Genomic DNA, 18,821 nt, shown 5'->3' with positions numbered 1-18,821 from the left:
GTTATAGCTACTCCCGCAATTCGCCAGAATGGAGGCTTCACGTTGAGACCACCTAACCAGTGCGTCAACGGGATTGGTTTTCCGCTGCCGCTCCAAACCAACCCGTTACGCTGGCGTTAGATTGGTCGAGCACATGAATCGAGCATTAAAATTTTCGTTGATTGGCTTGGCTTGTGTTCTGTCAGGCGTGCTGGCTCTTTTATTTCACTTGGCGGCCGGGGCCACGGTGGTTCAAGAGTATTTCGATCACGAAGCGCCTGAAGAGCTGGATTTTTCGTTTAGCTATTGCCGCGCGAATTCTCAGGTTAACGAGAGCAAGATCGTATGGCATGAGGATGTTGCAGTCATTGATGTAACACTGTCGCCAAACTGCGGCACTTCCTGGCTCTTCGGGAACTATAAGGTTCTTGAATCTGGAACACTGGTACTTGGTTACAAGAGCATTGTTCCCTCTATTATCGGATGCGACTGTGGATACCCAGCCACCTATCGGATCGCTGGTTTGGAGAAAAAGGACTACGAAATAGAGCTACGCGAGTATGCGTTCATCAATAAACCTCCCTGGCTTCTGCGCAGCTGGATTGAGATGGGATCGGACGTAGTCGAAATTGAGGAATTTTGAGAGCAACCTAACAAATGGTTGTAGTTCGTTCCGGCCTTCGGCCTCCACCGGACGCCCTTGTCAGGGCGCCGTTTATTGCTGGTGTTATGCCTTTCTCCAGATCCATCTGTCAGATAATAACGCTTGACGTTAATAACGCGCCCCGTCATCATTGAGCCATGATCATATCGTTCAAGTGTAAGGATACCGAGAAACTGGCAAGCGGACGCCGCGTCAGGCGCTTCGTTAATTTCGAGCGAGTTGCCTTGAGGAAAATTCGGCAACTCCAAGCTGCAAGCCAGTTGGATGATTTGAAAGTACCGCCCGGAAATATGTTGGAACCATTGCATGGTGACCGCCAAGGTCAGCACAGCATTCGAATCAACAAACAGTTCCGGGTTTGCTTCCGCTGGACCAAGGCTGGCGCGGAAGATGTTGAAATTGTTGATTACCATTAGGAGGTGGCTCATGCGCAATATTGATGCTGTCACGCCAGGCGAGTTACTCAAAGAAGATTTTCTGGAGCCGATGGGCATTTCGCAATACCGCCTGGCCAAAGAAATTGGGGTGCCGGCTCAGAGAATAGGCCAAATCATCGCGGGGAAACGTTCGATTACCGCAGACACGGACCTGCGACTCTGTCGTTTCTTTGGTTTGTCTAACGGCTACTGGTTGCGAGCTCAGGCAGCCTACGACACTGAGATTGCCGAAGATGCCCTAGAGGATCAGTTGAAGAATATTCGTCCTTGGACCGCTGTATCCGAAATCGGGCATAGGGCATAACCAGCGGCTGCACAGCGACCGATTTTCCGCCGCTTAGCGGCTCCAAACCGGCGCGTTAGCCGGGCGTTGAGGTCGTAGGAAAACGTTGAAGGTCTGGATTCGGATAGAGTTGATCAATAAGTGTACAATAAATCGCGACTATTCTTTTAAAGTCTGGGCCTTCATCATCGAAAACGCACCCAGATTTCACGCAGGGGCGTCACCGGGAAAAGGGGGCGGGGGGCGACAGTCTCGTTAGGTGTCTGACATGAAATGTACAAAATGCTTAGAAGAGTTTGAAGTTTCGAAGAGGCAAATGTTCCCCTTATTAAGGAGAGTCTCAGTAGTCTGTCCAAAATGTGGAGTAAGCTACACACAAAACCATTGGCCGCCGATGATTGCAGGGTTGCTTGGTGGGGTAGTTACAACTCAACTTCAAATCAATGAAGCTGAGTATCTACATCTATTTTCATTCCCCGTGGTCTTTTCTGTAGTTTGGGTTCTATTAGCATTGAGTTGGCCGCTTCAAAAGGCTGGGTAATCAATCAGACATTGTCGGAATACAAAGATAGGCAGCAACTCGAGCAAGAGCGTTGGAGAAAAACGCTAGAGGCAAAATCGCCAGTGAACAAAATCTCAGTGCGAAGCGCTACATTTGAACATGACCAAGCCTTCGTACCAGTCGGTGTCGGGCGTATAGGTAACCAGCTCCAGACGCGCATGATGGGGGCCTCCGGCGTATGAGGCGCTGGCTGACACAAGAGGGCTGAATGCCAGAGCTGCTGTTTTCACAAGGCTGATATCCGTTATCCTCCAGTAATGAAAAGTAGCGGGCTGAGAATGGATAGCCAAGGAGAAAGTCGATGAAAGCACTACTGATTATTCTTGCTGTTTTATTTGTGACTCTGATTGTTGTACTGCCCCTTGTGGAAAAGTATGCCCCGAAAGACGATGGGCGGAGCAGCGGCAACCTATCGCGTTTTATTTTCCCGTTGGTTGCGGTGCTGATTATTGCTCAGATCGTTCGTTACTACTTTTTTTAAGGGATTTCTGGGCTTGCGCTCGTCAGCCTTTTTTACACTTCCTTTCAGGCCGCTTGAGATAGCTTTACGCAAGTGCTCGCTTCTACCGCATAAAGAACCGTCCGGAACGAATATCGCATGCATCTAGGCTGGGATCAGCCTGAAAGGATGCACGTCTCATGAGTCAGTTTAACCCCATCATTTATGTTCGTGGCTATGCCATGACCGCCAGCGAAATAGCCGATACCGTATCCATGCCCTATATGGGCTTCAACCTAGGCGCTACAAAGGTGCGCCAATCATGGGATGGAACCGTTTACAAACAAGTATTCGAATCGCCAATGATGCGCCTAATGAAGGATTACGGTTACACCGATGCGTTTTCCGATGGTGCTGAGGTAGACCGGGATATCCCTCAGAAAACCGTTGTTATCTATCGTTACTATGACCAAGCAGATCGGGATTTTGGCGAAGGGAAGCCACTCTCTATTCCCGCTGCCGCTATACAGTTAGGGGACTTGATACTCAATATCCGGGATCACCTATGCGGTGATGATGCAGCTCGCCGGGCGGAGTTTCGGGTAAACCTCGTAGCGCATTCCATGGGTGGCCTAGTGTGCCGCTGCCTTTTGCAGAATGGCGGAATCAGTACGCCAGCGGTGCGGAAAATGGTGGATAAGGTGTTTACCTATGCCACGCCGCACAATGGCATAGAAATGGCCGGGATCAACGTACCTGCGTTTCTTGGGCTTTGGGATATCAACAACTTTAACCGCGCAACCATGGCGGAGTATCTTGGGTTCGATGGCAAGCCCGAACGGGTAGATTCTCTCGATGGTAAGTTTGACCCGGATCGGTTCTTTTGTCTGGTCGGAACCAATCAGCAAGATTACGGCGCTGCCAAAGGTGTTTCGAAGTGGTTGGCGGGCAAGATGAGCGATGGTCTGGTGGCTATAGAAAATGCCAGTATTCAGGGGGCGCCCAGAGCCTTCGTATACCGCAGCCACAGTGGCCCCTACGGCATTGTTAATTCTGAGGACGGCTACCAAAACCTCGTGCGCTTTCTGTTTGGGGACGTGCGTATAGACGGCGTGATGGATGTGGAATCCTTGCCATTGCCGCCATCTGTTGAGAAGGCGCGCAAAGAAGGCCGCCGGGTTCGTGCCTCCTATTACTTCGAGGCCACTGTATCACCCAGAGGAGCGCGCAGTTTCCGGCTGACGGAAAGGCGCAAGGAAACCTTCAGTGCGGTTTTGCGAAAATTTGACGAAATGATGAAACCGAAAAAGGCCGGGCTGAATTCCGCCCGTTCCCCCATGCTGTTCTCCACCTTTCTTGATAGCTCAAAAATTACCGTTGAGCGGGGGCGAACGATGGTGATGACAGTTGAGCTTGCGGTTTCAGCAACCGACTACTTTGTTGACGGTGCTCTTTGGACAGAGCATAGGGTGGAAGGGGAGTACCTATATCGTGACACGCTCACCCTCAAAATGACCCCAACTGGGGATGGCTGGAATTTGCGTTATGTAACCACGGATGAACAGTGGAGTGAACGCGGAGGAAGCAAAGCCGAGCTTGAGGGTGAGAGCTTTCTTATTCCTCTGTCGTCAAAGAAAGGTTTCAGCGCTCAATTGCGGATGTCACTCCAGCGGCGCACCGGCTGAGGCGCAAAAGATTTGGTTTTGGTGAAGAATAATTTGTGACCGCCAGCATAAGCTGGCAAAGTTCCGCGAAATCAGACTTATCTCCATCAAGAGGAAACGCCGGTGACCGACTTAGTAACCTACACACTGAACGACGGTGTCGCGACAATTGCCATCAATAACGGGAAAGCGAATGCTCTGAGCCATCAGGTATTCGAACAGCTCAATAAAGCTCTTGATCAGGCTGAACAAGACAAAGCCGTGGTTATCCTGACTGGCCAACCGGGAATATTCTCTGCCGGCTACGATTTGAAAGAAATGCAAAAGGGCATGAAAGAAGCTGAAGCTCTGGTTACTGTAGGCTCAACCTTTACCAGGCGTTTGGCAGCTTTCCCTCTGCCCATTATTGGCGCATGCAGTGGCCATGCCATTGCTAAGGGTGCGTTTATCATGCTGTCGGTGGACTACCGGGTGGGCATTGAAGGCAGCTTTAAGCTGGGCCTGAATGAAGTGGCCATTGGCATGACCATGCATCATGCAGGTATCGAAATTGCACGACACCGCTTGGCGCCCGCGCATTTTTATCGCTCGGTTATCAACGCTGAAATCTATAGCCCGGAAGGCGCTGTGGAAGCCGGATACTTGGATGAAGTGGTTGCTCCGGAACAGCTCATGAACCGTGCGAATGAACTGGCTCAAGGCTTCCGCAAGCTAAATATGAGAGCACACGCCCAGACCAAGGTGAAAACAAAGGCGGGCTACCTTGAGCTGCTGGATCAAAGCATCAAGAAAGACTCGGAGAACTTAGGCATTAATGCCTAAAAGCTAATTTCGGCGAGTTAGCTCTGGGGCAACTCGCCGGGATCTATCCGGTAGAAAGTGCTAAGTAGATCATATACCGCTGGCTGGTGCTCTTTCAGGTGATGTGGCTGCTGATAAAACGTTTCTGTTAGCACCGCAAAGAACTCAGCTGGCTTTGTGGCGCCGTAGGGGTCAAGCCAGCTTTTGCGGTGATGCCGCAGGGAGTGGCGCAGGTTGTCATAGGCTATGGTCATGGTTTGTTGCCACTCTTCGGCTTGCTCTCCGCTGAGGGGCGGCGCGCCGTCGGCGGACCCATCCAGATAGTCCAGCTGGTGTGCAAACTCGTGAAGTATCACATTGTGTGGGCTCCCCGGTTGCATGGCGCCGCTTTCGCATTCCGCCCACGCCAGCACAACTTGCCCCAGCGATGAGGCCTCTCCGGCCCGGACTTGGTCGCTCACACCAACCACCATCCCATCGCGCTCCTGCGCTTGTACTCGATACACATCCGGGTAAACAAGAATGCTGCGCACTTCGTTGTAGTCACTGTACGAGCGCATGACGGTCAAAAGGCAAGCGTGTCCAGCTATCGCTACCCGCACACGATCGTTTATCTCAAACCCGTCGCACCCGTAAAAATTCTTTTCGGCAAGGAATAACTGAACCTGATTCTCCAGAGTTTTTTGAAGCTGTTTCGAGAGTAGGCAGTACAGAGGGACTGTTGTTTGAAGGTGTTTGCGCCAAGCTTTCGGGAAAGGTTGTCTCAGCTCCCGATCTCGCCGCCAGGAGCGGTAGAAAAACAGATAGAACGCAGCCAGTGCGATGAAAACAACGGCGAAGACAGCAAAGGTAGTAGCGGAGGACATCCTGAGTAAACTCGTGTCGTAAGTACAGCCGGTACTCTAGCACATGCGTGCTGGCCAATTGTTTAAACGGCACCTATGATCAAACACTTGGCAGCGATTCATAGTAGCAAGGGCTGATAGTAAAGGATGTTATGCTTCACGAAATGAGTATTGGTGGAATGCTTTTCAGCCCCTTTGTGGTGCTGGCGCCTATGGCCTTTATTCTAGCCGCCTCTACGCGGCTTGTTTTGCACTATTTTAGCCTGCGCCGCTATATCTGGAAGGAGGCCTGGTTTGATGTGGCCATCTTCGTCTGTTATCTGGCTGCTATTGTTTATTTGTTCGGGGACTAAAGGGCATTCATGGGAAAGCTTGCGCGTATTGGACTGACATTATTCGTGGTGGTGGTTGCCATTGTTGCCGGGACTTGGGTGTGGGATCACTATCTCTACTCGCCCTGGACACGGGACGGGCGCATTCGCGCGGATGTCATCACTATTGCGCCCGATGTGTCCGGCTGGGTAACGGATTTGAATGTAAAAAATAACCTGCTTGTTCGTAAAGGCGATCCGCTGTTTGCCATTGATGATACCCGCTACCGGGCAAGGTTCGCCGAGAGCAGCGCTCGGCTCGCCCAAGAGCGAACTGGCTGGGATCTCGCTCAGCACCAATATGAACGGCGGCAGCGTATGGCGGATCGCCAATCTATTAGTGAAGAAAGTCTAGAGGCATACCGTATTCGTGCCGAGACAGCCAAAGCCAGCTATCAACTTGCGCAAGCTGAGCTCGACACTGCCCGGATTGATTTGGAGCGGTCAACAATAGTGGCTCCGGAAACCGGCATTGTTAATAACCTCACTCTGCGCCGGGGCAATTATGTATCTCGGGGGGCTCCGGTGTTATCGCTGATTCAAAGCGACTCCTTTTACGTAACCGGATATTTTGAAGAAACCAAGCTGCAAATGGTGCACGTGGGGCAGAAGGCCCGGATTACGCTACTTTCTGGCGGTAAAAAACTGAGCGGCAAAGTGAGAAGCATTGCCCGTGGTATTGCGGATTCAAATACCAGCAGTGATAGCCAAATGCTGCCGCAAGTGCAGCAAGCCTTTAACTGGGTACGCCTTGCCCAACGAATCCCGGTGGATATAGCCCTCGACCCTCTCCCGGATGACGTGATCATTAGCGCTGGAATGACGGTTTCCATTTATCTGGAAACCGATGCGGAAAGAACTCCGGAAGACGAGTAACCAAGTGGCCACAATAACGCTACCACCGCTACTGGCCCAGCTTTTAACGCCAAACAAGCGTAGCGTGATATTTGCCCTGAAAGGGGTGATATCCATGGCGCTCGCCTTGTTTGTTTCTATGTACTTGCAGCTAGATCGTCCCTACTGGGCGCTGGTTTCCGCCGTGTTCTTGCAGATTCGCCCGGAAAGCGGGCTGGTGATTGAAAAGGCTCTCTGCCAAATTTCCGGTTCTGTGGTAGGCGGTGGCGTGGGGATTCTAATCCTCGCGTTTTTTATGCCTTATCCGCTGCTCGCGCTAGCCTGTCTTACGCTTTGGATTGGCCTGAATTCCGCGGCATCTTCCATGGTGCACAACACCAACTTTATTTATGCGTTTGCCATGTCGGGCATGACGGCTGGTTTGGTGGTCATCATGGTTATGGCCGACCCAAGTGCTGCCGACGGTCGCGCAGTGTTTGATATTGCCCAATCCCGAATCAGCGAAATAGCCGTAGGCGCTCTCTGCGCTATGTTGGTTAGCCAATTGTTGTGGCCGGTGACGGTAAAAGACAGTCTTCGTTTGCATTCACGCAATGTGATCAACGATACGCTCGAATATCTCTCAATGGAGTTGGACCCGAACAGTACCCATGAACAGCGCCATCAACTCGCCGACCAGATTCTCGAAACCTTGGTTATTTTGAATGATGATTCCAGTGCAGTTGCTTATGAGGGGCCTGAAGGGCCGGGGCGCAGCCGAGCAGCTAACCTGCTTTGTAACAAGGTGATGTCTCTGTTGGCAGTCACCCAAATTATGGGACGTTTTCCACGAAATCACCCGGATTTGGTTTCCCCTGCATTCGGCAGGCTGTTGGCAGACATGAGGGCGCTTTTTATTGCAATCGCAGAGGCCGATAGCTATGACGAATCTTACCGTCAGGCTCAGGAGTTGAGGCGAGCGCTTCTAGAGCATAAAGCCGCTTATGTGGATGAGGCAGCTATCGTCACCCGCCTTAGCCAAACGGCTGTGGAGCTGGTAGCAGATCTGGTTATGGTATTGCGTGCCTACAATGCACTGGAAAACCGCGACCAGACATTGCTCAAGGCTTCCAAGTTGAAAACCCATAGGGACCCATTGATAGGCGTGGTTAACGGCTTTCGAACAGCGGTAGTGTTCGTAATTGGGGCAACTATCTGGCTAAGCACAGGTAGTCAGGCAGCCATTATGTTGATGATTATGCCTGTTGTGTTTTCGGTGATGTTTGCCCGCTTTTCGTTAGTGGTGCTTACCGTTATGTTGCGGCACTTGTTGCTTGGTGTTGTGGTTGCGATTCCCACGGCATTGTTTTTCGGGCTGGGCCTATTGTCGAAAAGCAGCGGAGACTTTGAAATGTTGGTGCTCGTGCTTGCTGGCCCATTTTTTATCGGTCTGCTGGCACTTGCCGAACGGCCGACCCTGCCGTACGGGCTGGGTTTCTGCATTCCCTTTACGCTGATCATTCAGCCCGGTAACCACATGACGTTTAATACCGAGGTGGCAACCAGTAATGCGTTAGGGCTTTTTATAGGTATCAGTATTCTCTATTGGGTGTTCAAGTTGATCACTCCTTTGGATGGCCAAACGATGCAGCGTCGACTGCTCAAAGCAACGGCTCGTGACCTTGCAGCCATCGATTTTCAGCACAGTCCCGAAAACTGGTTTAATGGTCGAATGGGAGAGCGCCTCCTCCGGCTTGCCAATTATGATCAAGGGTCTGGCAACCCAAGCCGGGTTATGACGGATATGGGCTTTACCGGGCTCAACATGGGGCACATGTCCATCCGATTACGCCGGCGAATCAAAAATCATCGAAATGCGGCAGTTGATGCAAAATTGGCAGAATGGCAGCAGGTACTGGCAGATACCTATTTGATGAGTGCGCGTGGCACTATGAACTCGCGGTTTAGAGAAGCCAGCGCTGGGCTGTTAAAAGCTATCTACGAAGCCAAGGAGCCAGATGCGCAAACAGCAACCATTGAGGGCATGTTCGAGCGCATGGCTTTGACGTTTGAGCGGACGGCCAAAACGTTTCATCATGCTTGAATACTTAAGACAGGAGAGTTGCCGTGTCCCGATCGGAGCAGTTTGCCAGCGATAATTACAGCGGTGTTTGCCCTCAGGCTTGGAAAGCAATGGAGGCCGCAAATCGAATGGATGAGCCCGCCTATGGCGAGGATAGCTGGACGCAGCGTGCATCAGACGGGTTGCGGGCGTTATTCGATACAGATTGCGACGTTTATTTTGTGTTTAATGGTACCGCAGCAAACTCGCTGGCTTTGGCGTCTATGGGGCAATCTTTCCACAGCGTGATTTGTCATGAATTGGCGCATATTGAAACCGACGAATGCGGTGGGCCGGAATACGCGTCCAATGGTGCCAAACTCTTGTTGGGGCAGGGTGAGAATGGAAAACTCACTCCAGAGAGTATCGAACACTTGGTGACCAAGCGCACAGATATTCACTACCCAAAGCCCAAGGCACTGAGCCTCACTCAGGCAACGGAAGTGGGCACAATTTATACGCCAGACGAACTCCGTGATATTCGTACTCTGGCGGATCAGTACAAGTTGAATATCCACATGGACGGTGCGCGGTTTGCGAATGCAGTTGCAGCTCTGGATGTGCACCCATCTGAAATCACTTGGAAGGTGGGTGTTGATGTACTTTGTTTCTCCGGCACCAAGAATGGTCTAGCGTTGGGAGAAGCCGTGGTTTTCTTTAATAAAGCCTTGGCCGAAGACTTTGAATGGCGCTGCAAACAGGCAGGGCAACTGGCGTCTAAAATGCGGTACATCTCTGCACCCTGGTGCGGGTTGCTGGAGAACAATGTTTGGCTGGAAAACGCACGCCATGCCAATGCCAGTGCGAAAAGACTTGCAGACGGACTGGCCGGGCTGCCAGGGATTAAACTCCGGTATCCAAGACAGGCAAACGGGGTGTTTGTAGAAATGCCCGAGGCCTTACAGGCTGCCTTGCGAGCCAAGGGGTGGCGCTTCTACAACTTTATCGGTGGCAGTGCGCGCCTGATGTGCTCTTGGGCCACGACACCCGCGGTTGTTGATCAGTTTCTGGCCGATGTGCGCCAGTTGCAATCCTGATTCTGCCGTTATTAGGCTGGAGCCTAAAGGCGGAGTAAAGCCGAGTGGCTGGGTATGATAAGCTGTCGCTCAAGCATTCGTTGTTCTTGGAGGGCGCTTATGAATCGCACGCAAGGCAAGTTGATCGTTTTTTATGATGGCTCCTGCTCCACCTGCATCAAGGATCGACGCTGGTATGAAAAACTGGCGGGGAAGACCGGTGAGTCAGTCGACTGGCTGGATATCACAGGCCGGGACGACGAGCTACGCCAACAGGGAGTAGACCCGGACAAAGCGCTTCGGGAATTGCATGTGAAGGATGATCAGGGCGAAATTCATCGTGAGATGGACGCTTACATATTGCTAATGTCGCGGGTCTTCGTACTGAAACCGCTGGCTTGGCTGATTTCTTTACCTTTGATTCGACCCACTCTGGCGAAGCTTTATCATACCTGGGTTGAACGTCGCCTCGCCGCGCGCGCCTAGGCCTTTTACTACCATACTGAGATCCCGGAGAACCCTGAGTGACACATATTCGAAAGCAGGCTATTCGGGGTCTCAAGGCGGGCGATGTTTTTACGGTTACCCGCACCTTTACCGAGAATGACACGCAAGCATTCGGCGAAATAAGCAGGGATATGAACCCGGTTCATTACGATGAGCGCTTCACTGCTGCCAAAGGGTTTCGGGGCAAAATATGCCATGGCCTGCTGGTCGGTGGCATGATTACGGAAGTGGGCGGCCAGATTGGCTGGCTGGCGTCCGGCATGAATTTTAGGTTTCGCAGACCCGTCTATTTTGGCGATACCATTACCTGTGTGTTTACGATTACCGAAGCAGATGAGACGAATCGCGCAAAAGCGGAAGCCGTACTTTCGAATCAGTTGGGCGAGGTTGTTGTTGAGTCTTGGCTGACCGGCCTGCTTCCTTGCGAAACTGAACGGGCAATTCTCGCTCAAATCTGATTTACTCCCATCCCCCACCCGCACCCCGGTGTTTTATCTTCAGAGGTTTGTATGGCTCGCTTCGAGTTGCTAGGCACTGCAATTATTCCCGGCAAGGGAACCGAACTGAGGCTGCTGCAACGCAACGATGAATTTTCTATCCGCATTGCAGGCACCAGCGGTGAGTTAATGAATACGCGTTTGCATGGTTCCGAAGATGCGTTGGCAACACTGGCCTGCGAGCGCATTGCCGATCATCCTGCACCAAAAGTGCTCATAGGTGGGTTGGGTATGGGGTTCACCCTTGCAGCTGCGCTGCAGTCATTGGGCGATACCGCAGAAGTCACCGTTGCCGAACTCGTACCTGAGGTGGAACAGTGGAATCTCGGCCCGCTGGGCAGAGCTTCAGGCTATCCGCTAAAAGACCCGCGTGCCAAGGTACACATTGGCGATGTGGTACAGCTGATCAAGAATTCGCCTGCCAGTTACGACGCCATCATGCTGGATATTGATAATGGCCCTGAAGGGCTTACGCGAAAAGAAAATGACTGGTTGTATTCTGCTGCGGGCATTGCCGCAGCACAGGAAGCGTTGCGGGCTGAGGGCGTTTTGGCCTACTGGTCAGCCGGACAAGATCCTGCATTTACTGAGCGCCTAAAGCGCGCAGGGCTCTCGGCAGAGGCGGTAACCGTGCGCGCCCATCGCCCGGGGAAAGGCGCAAAACATGTTATCTGGCTTGCTTGGTAAGCACTGGAACGACGAGAGTTAATCCTCATCGTCATCCTGCATACGTTCAATCCGCTCCCGTTCTTCTTCTTTTGCCGCGTCAATCACGGCCATAAGCTCTTCTACATCAGCGCTGGCGGTGTCGTGCTCAAAGCAGCCGGTCAGCTTGCTGTTGGGGTGAAGATCGCCACTTTCGTAAAGCGCCCAGATTTCTTTGCCATAGTCGGTAACAAGCAGGTCGGGTGCGTACTTGGCAAAGTAGCGACGCATATTGTCTACGTCCCGCTCTAGCATTCGCTCAGCGTTGTTGTTGCCCGCAGCGTTAACCGCTTGGGGCAGGTCAATAATTACCGGCCCACTGCTGTCTACGAGTACGTTGAACTCCGACAAGTCACCGTGGATAAGCCCCGCGCTCAGCATGCGAACTATCTCGGCGATAATACGGCCGTGGTAATCACGAGCCTGCTCAGGAGTTAGGGTGACATCATCAAGACGCGGAGCGGCTTTGCCATCGGCATCGGCTATCAGTTCCATCAGCAACACGCCGTCCACGAAGCCCTTGGGCTCAGGTACGCGCACACCGGCTTCTGCAAGTCGGTACAGGGCATCTACTTCAGCGTTAAGCCAGGCGTCTTCCTGCTCTTTCTGACCGTAGCGTGTTTTTTTGCTCATGGCCCTAGCCCGGCGGCTATTGCGTACTTTTCTACCTTCTTGGTACTCAACAGCCTGCTTGAAACTGCGCTTTTTTGCTTCTTTGAACACTTTTGCGCAGCGTACTTGGTCGCCACACCGCACCACGTAAACCTGTGCTTCTTTACCGCTCATAAGCTGGTAAAGCACTTCGTCCACAAGGCCGTCGTCGACCAGAGGTTGTAATCTCTTGGGTACTTTCATAACACCTTTCAGTTTAGCCGTGAGCGTGCCGACCATGCGTGCTGAGTTGGCCTAAAGTCAGGCGAGAGCAACGGTGATAGTCATAATGCTGCATAGCTTACATCAAATTGCTATTTCTTTTGCGAATCTGGTTATAGGCTCGGGAAGCTTTTGCCTGAATGGCTTATAGTATCCGATCGCCCTGTATCAGCAGGGCAGGTCTGAGGGTAGAATTGTCGGGTGAAAAAACACGCCGGCGTATGCCCGGTATGGATGCGTTTAGAGATTGTTTTGGAGCTATAAAAAATGCCTAGAGCAAGTGAAATTAAGAAAAATTCTGCAGTTGAATACGAAGGTCGGGTGTATTTCGTCAAGGATATCGAGCGCTCTGTTCCTCAGGGGCGTGCTGGCGGAAGTCTATACCGTATGCGGATGTACGATGTAGTTACGGGCAATAAGATCGACGAAACCTTTAAAGATTCCGATATGCTGAATCTTGCCGATCTTGTGCGCAGGCCCGCCACTTTTTCCTACTCTGATGGCGATGAATACGTCTTCATGGATAGCGAAGACTTCACTCAGTACAGCTTGAACCGTGAAGCGATTGCCGACGAGTTGCTGTTCATTACTGAAGACACTCAGGGAGTAATGGTGATTCTGGTGAGTGAATCCCCGGTTGCCTTGGCTCTGCCACCAACCGTCGAGCTCGAAATTGAAGAAACAGATCCATCGGTTAAAGGCGGCTCTGCGACTGCTCGTACCAAGCCGGCAAGAATGGCTACTGGTTTAGTAGTTCAGGTCCCTGAACATATCTCCACGGGTGATCGTATTAAGGTCAACGTGGAAGAGCGCAAGTTTCTAAGCCGGGCATGATCTGGTAGCGTTCTGAAGTTGCCCTGAGTGTGGAGAACCCTGTGAAAACAATAGAAACAATAAGGGTGCTGGCGGCCAGCGTAATCGCGGTTGTCGTGATGGTCGGTATAGCCCGGTTCTCCTACACGCCGATGATTCCAGAGATGGTAGAAGCGCTCGGGCTTAGCCAGTCCGTTGTCGGCATGTTGGCGACGGTGAACTATGCCGGTTACCTCACCGGGGCGCTTCTGATTACCCGGATCAGTGATCTTGATCTTAAGGTGAAGCTGTATCAGCTCGGCCTTGTTGTGGCTGTGGTTTCTACGGTGCTTATGGGATATACCACCGACGTGTGGTTGTGGTTCTTGCTGCGTTTTGTCTCCGGCCTGAGTACTTCTGCAGGCATGCTGCTCGGTGCCGGTTTATTAATGAGTTGGTTGATCAGGAACAACGAAAAGTCCGAACTTGGCGTGTTTTTTTCAGGCATTGGGCTAGGCATTGTTCTTACTGCCGTGCTGGCAGAGTTAATAAAAGACCCCTTCACCTGGGATCAGCAGTGGGTCATTTACGGGCTGGTAGGGCTGGTGCTGATTGTTCCAGTGTGGCGTTGGATGCCAGACTACCGTACCTGTGCTTTGCCGCGAACCGGGAGCGTGGTTGTTAGCGAAGACCGAAGTCGGTTTATCGTTCCACTGCAGTTGGCCTACTTTTGTGCCGGTGTCGGATATGTTGTAACAGCAACGTTTTTGGTGGCGATTGCTGAATCCATGCCCGAGCTTAGTGGTCGTGGCTGGCTTATCTGGCTGATTGCCGGGCTGGCGGCCACTCCCGCCTGCTGGTTATGGGATGTGTTCTCCCGCCGTTGGGGGCAGTGGACAGCCCTCTATATTGCTTACACACTCAATTCGATCAGTATTCTGATGCTGATCATGGACACGAGTATGGCCAGCGTCATGCTCAGTGCTGTGATTTACGGCGCCAGTTTTATTGGTATTGTCAGCATGATGCTGGCAATGGTGGGCCGAGTGTTCCCGGAAAACCCTTCCCGACCGATGAGCCGACTTACCTTCAGTTATGGTATCGCCCAGATGCTGGCGCCTGCTATCGTGGGTTATCTGGCGGACGTTGAAGGTAACTATACGAACGGCCTGTGGCTCACGCTGCTGGTGATGGCGCTTGGCGTGGGCGTGCTCCATATGGCGCGCAGGGCCAAGGGTAGAGAAATGGAGCCAGCTCAATGACCGGCCCAATGAACAGGCCCACATCGACACAGCCGGTTTTCTGGCGAGACAGCGAGTTACCGCACGTTGAGTTACGACAAGTCAGCGATGGCCGTACTGTCTGCTATGCGCCTCATACTCATACGCAATGGTCGATGGGCGCGATTACCGGTGGGGAGAGTACCTTTGAATACGTTGGGCGCCAATATCACGTAAGTGAAGGTTCGCTGGTGTTCATGAACCCGGAATGGGTCCATGCCTGCAATCCGGTAGATTACCAACCCTGGGCTTATCTGATGTTGTATGTGGATGCGTCCTGGCTTGCTAGTTTGAGGTTTCGTCTGGGTTTTTTGGATGCGCCGGTTTGGCAGGATATACATTGCGACGTCACTACGTCTGCGGTTTTGTATTCCGGCTTTCAGGCACTGGCCGACCGCCTGCTGGATAATGGTGTGTCCTCAGAGCAAAAAGAGCATGACGTAGAAGCGTTTTTGTCTGAGGTGATGGTATCGATATCTGGAGCGGCTGGGCAAGCCGAAAAGCCGTTCCCACCCGCGCCTGAATCGCTACGGGAACTGGCCCGATATCTTGACGTTCACTGCACGGATGAGTTGTCTGTTGAATGGATGGCGGAGCGTGCTGGTGTGTCTCCTTCGCATCTGGTTCGGGTGTTCCGAAAATACTATGGCATGACACCTCACGCCTATCAGATTAATCGACGTGTTCAGCTCGGGCAACGGGCTATTCGGCAGGGCGCTCCCATTGCTGATGCAGCTCTGGCGGCTGGTTTTTTTGACCAACCGCATTTTCAAAAAGCTTTTAAACGGTTGGTTGCTGCGACGCCGGGTCAATATAGCCGACCGCCAAAGCGGCATCCTGACCGAGTATAAGGTACAGGCAACTGATCAATAGCAATGCCGCGAGCACGCAGTTTACCGTTCGAAGTAGGCCCGGCCTCTGAACATACTGGCGCAGAAATCGCCCTGCCAATACCCAAGTGCTAAGTGACAGCCAGCAAATAGGTAAATAAAGGCTGGAAAACACGGCCAGTTGTATAAGGTCGCCGCCAGATGTGTAGGCTCCAATACCTGATGCGGACGCAAACCAGGCTTTTGGGTTCAGCCATTGCATTGCAGCGCCGGTCCAAAATCCGGGAGCGTTTCCCAGAGCTTTGTCTGAAATTTTCCCGTCATCGGTCGCCAGTCGGTAGCTGAGATAAAGCAGAAATGCGATGCCTGCCCAAGTGAGCAATCGATCGAACCCGGGAATCCACACCAGGGCAGAATGCAATCCCAGCCCGATAGCAAGAAACAGTGCGATAAACCCGAGTGTTGCTCCGGATACGAACCAAAAGCCTTGGCGCAACCGGTATCGGGTGCCGCTACTGAGACAAACAAGGTTCACCGGTCCGGGTGAAATCGAGGCCGCCAGAGCAAAAGCGGCCATTGGTAGAAGTAAGGCGAATGACATTGAAACAGTCCTCATCTCGGGATTATGAGTGAGGAGTCTGCTGCGATCCTGAATCTCGGTATTGTACAAAATTGCGCGGGCGTGAACGTTATTGCTCTGCGGCTTCATAAAAAGCCCGGCTTTTCGCGTAAACGGGCGTCATATCCACCATCGTAAATCCCACCACTGGCTCATACAGAGAAAAGGAATAGTTTTCCCCCAGCGTTAGGCTTTCCCAATATTCGAGAATACCGCTTTCACGTTGGTCAATGTCCGGGTAGCTGGCGTGTTCAAAGTACCCGATTTTCGTCATTTGGTAAGTGATTTCGATGGGCGCTGGGGCAGCTATAAGTGTGTACCTTTGCAAGCCGGGATAAACAGCAATAGCACCGGCCAAGCCTAGGGTGACAGAGAGCCCTATGTACTCCGCCTTTGGCGCGCCTTTTCCCAAATGAATGCCCAGAGCACCCGCTAGCAGTCCGCCAAAAACAAAGGGCCACAGTGGCCGTTCGCCGACAACTAAAAAGTTGGTGAGCAGCAGGTAGTCAACGAGAGTGTATATACCCAGTCCTGTCAGAAGCACCAGCTGTATCACCATGCCCTTATGCTGGAGCAAATCGAAATGGCCAGCCAGTGGTCCGGTTTCATCTGTAGGGGTGGTCGTAAAGCTAAGGTTGTTTGTCGCTAAGGATAGAGCTTGCACGAGAGGGGCTTCAGCAAGCAGCGCTTCGACCTTGGATTGAGATTTTCCGAATAATGCGCCAAAGCCCATCCGGTGATCCGGGCCACCTTCGATTAAAAAATTATAGGGCTGCAGCCGATAGACTTTTTCGCGCGTGATGATGCTAAGCCTCGCCTTTTGGATAGCCTGCGGAATATTTTGAACTCCACTAACGGGAGTCAGTTCGACGCTTTGGATGGCGGTTAAGGGGATGCGGTGGCTACCGGTGGTCAGGCCCCACAAACCTAGTCCGGTCAGTAGGGGGATGTCGATTGTGAGGCTTTCGTTAGTGAGAACTAATCGAACATTCTGCTTGGCCAGCAACACAATGGTGCTGAGCAGTAAAACCAAGCTAAAGAGCGGTACCTCAACATATACGTCGCCATTTTCATTCAGGTATAGCTGGCTTAGCTCTAACTTCTCGATATTCGGGAGGTCTAGCAACAGGAAGGTGCTAGCTAGCACGACTAGAAGAAATGACCCGGTTACGATGAGGAATGCGCTGCGTTTAAGTACGCTGGCAGCGTACCGGAAGCGTTGTGTCGCCATTATTTGATGTCGTCCCTGAATCAGAAAGTTGTGAGTTAATGATAAACATTAACGAAACTGAATGGCGAGATGTTTTACCGCTCTCTGGAAAGAGCTATGGTATAGGTCGTCCTAAAGCGGAGCATTTATTAGAAATGCCAATATCGGAAGGTGCGCAACATTACGTTCTAATGCTGATTCCCAGCCTTCTGGGTGACATAGAAAAGCTGGGTTTGCGCAGGATTATTCGTACTTCTGATTTCTCGGAACAGAAGGTAACGGCACTTTACTTTGAGTTTGTGTCCATCAAGCGTGTTTTACCCAGCAATCCTCTCGCCATTGAGCCTGCCATTTGGGAGCACCTGCTCCATTGTGTGCGGGTAATGAGTTCGCTGGTGAATTTGGCTACAACGGAGGATTTGGAGCGAGCCCGCGATATTGCGGTGCGCCGGTATTTTCCCCATGCAAAAGAGAGCCTTAAAAGCGAGTTCGAGAAGATGCGCAGTGAGGGTAAGGTGGACTTTCGGCTGGCGGGTATTCTGCGGCAGGGAGATGTACCAGAAAACTCAGAACAAGTTTGCATGGAGGCTATTCGGCGTGAACGGGAACAGCGCGTGGAATCCATCAAGTGCCTTGGTATAGAACACCTAACCAGTCATGAAGCCTTTGTTGTGGAGTCTGCCAAGGCTTATGTTTTGTCCCAACTAGATGAGGCGCCTGAGGATTTCGGTGTTCTGGACTTGGTCATTCGCCTTCTAGATCTTCTGCGGCTGGTGCTTGTTCTGGAATCCCGCTCTCCCGGCGGGGCTAGCGCTGTATCCTCAAACTTTACAGTGGAAAACATAGTGCTGGGTATTGGCAACGCCATGTACCGAGGTGAGCTAGGCTTGAACGTCTCTTCACTCGGCTTGGCGAGAGTAAAAAACTAGACCGCTTCTCCTCACATTAAATCCCAGCATCTTTAACGTTCTCCATCACCACAAAAGTACTCGTTTGTAGCACATGGGGAAGGGCAGAAATTTGTTCCCCCAGTACCTGTCTGTACTCCGCCATATTGCGCGTTCTAACTTTCACCAAGTAATCAAAATTGGCAGCAATCATATGGCACTGCTCAACAGCCGCAATCTGTTTAACGGCTGCGTTAAACGCTTTGAGCGACTCGCTGCTGGTGTCACTCAACGTAATCTGGGCAAAAGCGATATGGTTTTGACCGAGCTTGGTCTGGTTTACCAACACGGTGTAGCCCGTGATCAGCCCTTGCTCTTCAAGCCTGCGCATGCGCACCTGACACGGGGTTTTGGACAAACCCACTCGTGACGCAAGTTCAGTAACGGTAATCCGCGCGTTCTTTTGCAGCTCACGGATGATGGAGTGATCGATTCGGTCTAGTTCGCTCGTCATGTTTTATCCTCCACAAAGCCTATAACCGCTACTTTCGGGCAAGTTATGGCCATGGACACTATGCTGTAGGTGAAGGGGGCCTGATTCCAC

23 protein-coding genes are annotated in these 18,821 nt (G+C 51.9%); 17 read left to right on the top strand and 6 right to left on the bottom strand.

Annotated elements, in window-relative coordinates; all coding sequences use genetic code 11:
* The first annotated feature begins 133 nt into the window (after window positions 1-133).
* From FE845_RS13380 to FE845_RS13370, 3 genes are all read left to right on the top strand, one after another.
* Window positions 134-622, top strand: coding sequence for a hypothetical protein (locus FE845_RS13380; protein WP_200365437.1), 489 nt, complete (start codon window positions 134-136; stop codon window positions 620-622).
* A gap of 158 nt (window positions 623-780) precedes the next feature.
* Window positions 781-1,059, top strand: coding sequence for a type II toxin-antitoxin system RelE/ParE family toxin (locus tag FE845_RS13375; protein ID WP_152437606.1), 279 nt, complete (start codon window positions 781-783; stop codon window positions 1,057-1,059).
* Window positions 1,060-1,069: 10 nt separating this feature from the next.
* Window positions 1,070-1,384 carry a HigA family addiction module antitoxin gene (locus tag FE845_RS13370; RefSeq protein WP_200365435.1) on the top strand — a complete coding sequence of 105 codons (315 nt, stop codon included), beginning with the start codon at window positions 1,070-1,072 and terminating at the stop codon, window positions 1,382-1,384.
* Between the two features lie 615 nt (window positions 1,385-1,999).
* Here FE845_RS13370 and FE845_RS13365 read toward each other — a convergent pair.
* Window positions 2,000-2,155, bottom strand: coding sequence for a hypothetical protein (locus FE845_RS13365; RefSeq protein WP_200365433.1), 156 nt, complete (start codon window positions 2,153-2,155; stop codon window positions 2,000-2,002).
* Window positions 2,156-2,226: 71 nt separating this feature from the next.
* Between FE845_RS13365 and FE845_RS13360 the strand changes: the two genes are divergently transcribed.
* The 3 genes from FE845_RS13360 to FE845_RS13350 all read left to right on the top strand — a co-directional run bounded on the left by FE845_RS13360 (window position 2,227) and on the right by FE845_RS13350 (window position 4,850).
* Window positions 2,227-2,406: a hypothetical protein gene (locus tag FE845_RS13360; protein ID WP_200365431.1), complete on the top strand. Its 180-nt coding sequence runs from the start codon at window positions 2,227-2,229 to the stop codon at window positions 2,404-2,406.
* 158 nt (window positions 2,407-2,564) lie between these two features.
* Window positions 2,565-4,049, top strand: coding sequence for an esterase/lipase family protein (locus FE845_RS13355; RefSeq protein WP_200365428.1), 1,485 nt, complete (start codon window positions 2,565-2,567; stop codon window positions 4,047-4,049).
* A gap of 102 nt (window positions 4,050-4,151) precedes the next feature.
* Window positions 4,152-4,850 (top strand): crotonase/enoyl-CoA hydratase family protein, encoded by a 699-nt coding sequence (locus tag FE845_RS13350; protein ID WP_200365426.1) that lies wholly within the window; start codon window positions 4,152-4,154, stop codon window positions 4,848-4,850.
* A 17-nt stretch (window positions 4,851-4,867) separates the two neighbouring features.
* Here FE845_RS13350 and FE845_RS13345 read toward each other — a convergent pair whose 3' ends face one another.
* Window positions 4,868-5,695 (bottom strand): zinc-dependent peptidase, encoded by an 828-nt coding sequence (locus FE845_RS13345; protein ID WP_200365424.1) that lies wholly within the window; start codon window positions 5,693-5,695, stop codon window positions 4,868-4,870.
* A gap of 131 nt (window positions 5,696-5,826) precedes the next feature.
* Between FE845_RS13345 and FE845_RS13340 the strand changes: the two genes are divergently transcribed.
* The 7 genes from FE845_RS13340 (at window position 5,827) to FE845_RS13310 (ending at window position 11,708) form a co-directional block, all read left to right on the top strand.
* On the top strand, window positions 5,827-6,027 hold the full coding sequence (locus tag FE845_RS13340) for a DUF1656 domain-containing protein (RefSeq protein WP_200365422.1): 201 nt from the start codon (window positions 5,827-5,829) through the stop codon (window positions 6,025-6,027).
* A 9-nt stretch (window positions 6,028-6,036) separates the two neighbouring features.
* A complete protein-coding gene (locus FE845_RS13335) occupies window positions 6,037-6,921 on the top strand; it encodes an HlyD family secretion protein (protein WP_200365420.1) in 885 nt (294 codons plus the stop codon).
* Between the two features lie 4 nt (window positions 6,922-6,925).
* Window positions 6,926-8,983 (top strand): FUSC family protein, encoded by a 2,058-nt coding sequence (locus FE845_RS13330; RefSeq protein ID WP_320159693.1) that lies wholly within the window; start codon window positions 6,926-6,928, stop codon window positions 8,981-8,983.
* Window positions 8,984-9,006: 23 nt separating this feature from the next.
* Window positions 9,007-10,038, top strand: coding sequence for a threonine aldolase family protein (locus tag FE845_RS13325; RefSeq protein WP_200365416.1), 1,032 nt, complete (start codon window positions 9,007-9,009; stop codon window positions 10,036-10,038).
* 99 nt (window positions 10,039-10,137) lie between these two features.
* Window positions 10,138-10,503, top strand: coding sequence for a thiol-disulfide oxidoreductase DCC family protein (locus tag FE845_RS13320; protein WP_200365414.1), 366 nt, complete (start codon window positions 10,138-10,140; stop codon window positions 10,501-10,503).
* 38 nt (window positions 10,504-10,541) lie between these two features.
* Window positions 10,542-10,982, top strand: coding sequence for a MaoC family dehydratase (locus tag FE845_RS13315; protein ID WP_200365412.1), 441 nt, complete (start codon window positions 10,542-10,544; stop codon window positions 10,980-10,982).
* 51 nt (window positions 10,983-11,033) lie between these two features.
* Window positions 11,034-11,708: a hypothetical protein gene (locus FE845_RS13310; RefSeq protein WP_200365410.1), complete on the top strand. Its 675-nt coding sequence runs from the start codon at window positions 11,034-11,036 to the stop codon at window positions 11,706-11,708.
* Between the two features lie 18 nt (window positions 11,709-11,726).
* Here the strand turns inward: FE845_RS13310 and FE845_RS13305 are convergent, their stop codons facing one another.
* The gene (locus FE845_RS13305) at window positions 11,727-12,581 is read right to left on the bottom strand and encodes a PA4780 family RIO1-like protein kinase (RefSeq protein WP_200365407.1); all 855 of its coding nucleotides are present in this window, start codon (window positions 12,579-12,581) and stop codon (window positions 11,727-11,729) included.
* Between the two features lie 285 nt (window positions 12,582-12,866).
* Here FE845_RS13305 and yeiP point away from each other — a divergent pair, with 285 nt between their 5' ends.
* From yeiP to FE845_RS13290, 3 genes are read left to right on the top strand one after another with little or no spacing between them, the layout of a single operon-like run.
* Entirely contained in the window at window positions 12,867-13,433 is a 567-nt protein-coding gene (gene yeiP / locus FE845_RS13300; RefSeq protein ID WP_200365405.1) for an elongation factor P-like protein YeiP, read from the top strand.
* Between the two features lie 41 nt (window positions 13,434-13,474).
* Entirely contained in the window at window positions 13,475-14,653 is a 1,179-nt protein-coding gene (locus FE845_RS13295; protein ID WP_200365403.1) for a YbfB/YjiJ family MFS transporter, read from the top strand.
* The gene (locus FE845_RS13290; RefSeq protein ID WP_200365401.1) at window positions 14,650-15,522 is read left to right on the top strand and encodes an AraC family transcriptional regulator; all 873 of its coding nucleotides are present in this window, start codon (window positions 14,650-14,652) and stop codon (window positions 15,520-15,522) included. The genes FE845_RS13295 and FE845_RS13290 overlap by 4 nt, the downstream gene beginning before the upstream one ends.
* Here FE845_RS13290 and FE845_RS13285 read toward each other — a convergent pair.
* Both FE845_RS13285 and FE845_RS13280 read right to left on the bottom strand, forming a co-directional pair.
* Window positions 15,452-16,102, bottom strand: coding sequence for a LysE family translocator (locus FE845_RS13285; RefSeq protein ID WP_200365399.1), 651 nt, complete (start codon window positions 16,100-16,102; stop codon window positions 15,452-15,454). The genes FE845_RS13290 and FE845_RS13285 overlap by 71 nt on opposite strands.
* Before the next feature lie 88 nt (window positions 16,103-16,190).
* A complete protein-coding gene (locus FE845_RS13280; RefSeq protein WP_200365397.1) occupies window positions 16,191-17,351 on the bottom strand; it encodes a hypothetical protein in 1,161 nt (386 codons plus the stop codon).
* A gap of 134 nt (window positions 17,352-17,485) precedes the next feature.
* On the opposite strand from FE845_RS13280, the gene FE845_RS13275 reads away from it, so the two are divergent.
* Window positions 17,486-18,259 carry a hypothetical protein gene (locus FE845_RS13275; RefSeq protein WP_200365395.1) on the top strand — a complete coding sequence of 258 codons (774 nt, stop codon included), beginning with the start codon at window positions 17,486-17,488 and terminating at the stop codon, window positions 18,257-18,259.
* Window positions 18,260-18,275: 16 nt separating this feature from the next.
* On the opposite strand, the gene FE845_RS13270 is transcribed toward FE845_RS13275, so the two are convergent.
* Window positions 18,276-18,731 carry an Lrp/AsnC ligand binding domain-containing protein gene (locus tag FE845_RS13270; protein ID WP_200365393.1) on the bottom strand — a complete coding sequence of 152 codons (456 nt, stop codon included), beginning with the start codon at window positions 18,729-18,731 and terminating at the stop codon, window positions 18,276-18,278.
* Window positions 18,732-18,821 lie beyond the last annotated feature (90 nt).

The sequence above is a fragment of the Marinobacter sp. 1-4A genome (assembly GCF_016597725.1).
In the GTDB taxonomy this organism is placed as follows: domain Bacteria; phylum Pseudomonadota; class Gammaproteobacteria; order Pseudomonadales; family Oleiphilaceae; genus Marinobacter.
This window is presented reverse-complemented; position numbering and strand designations above follow the sequence as displayed.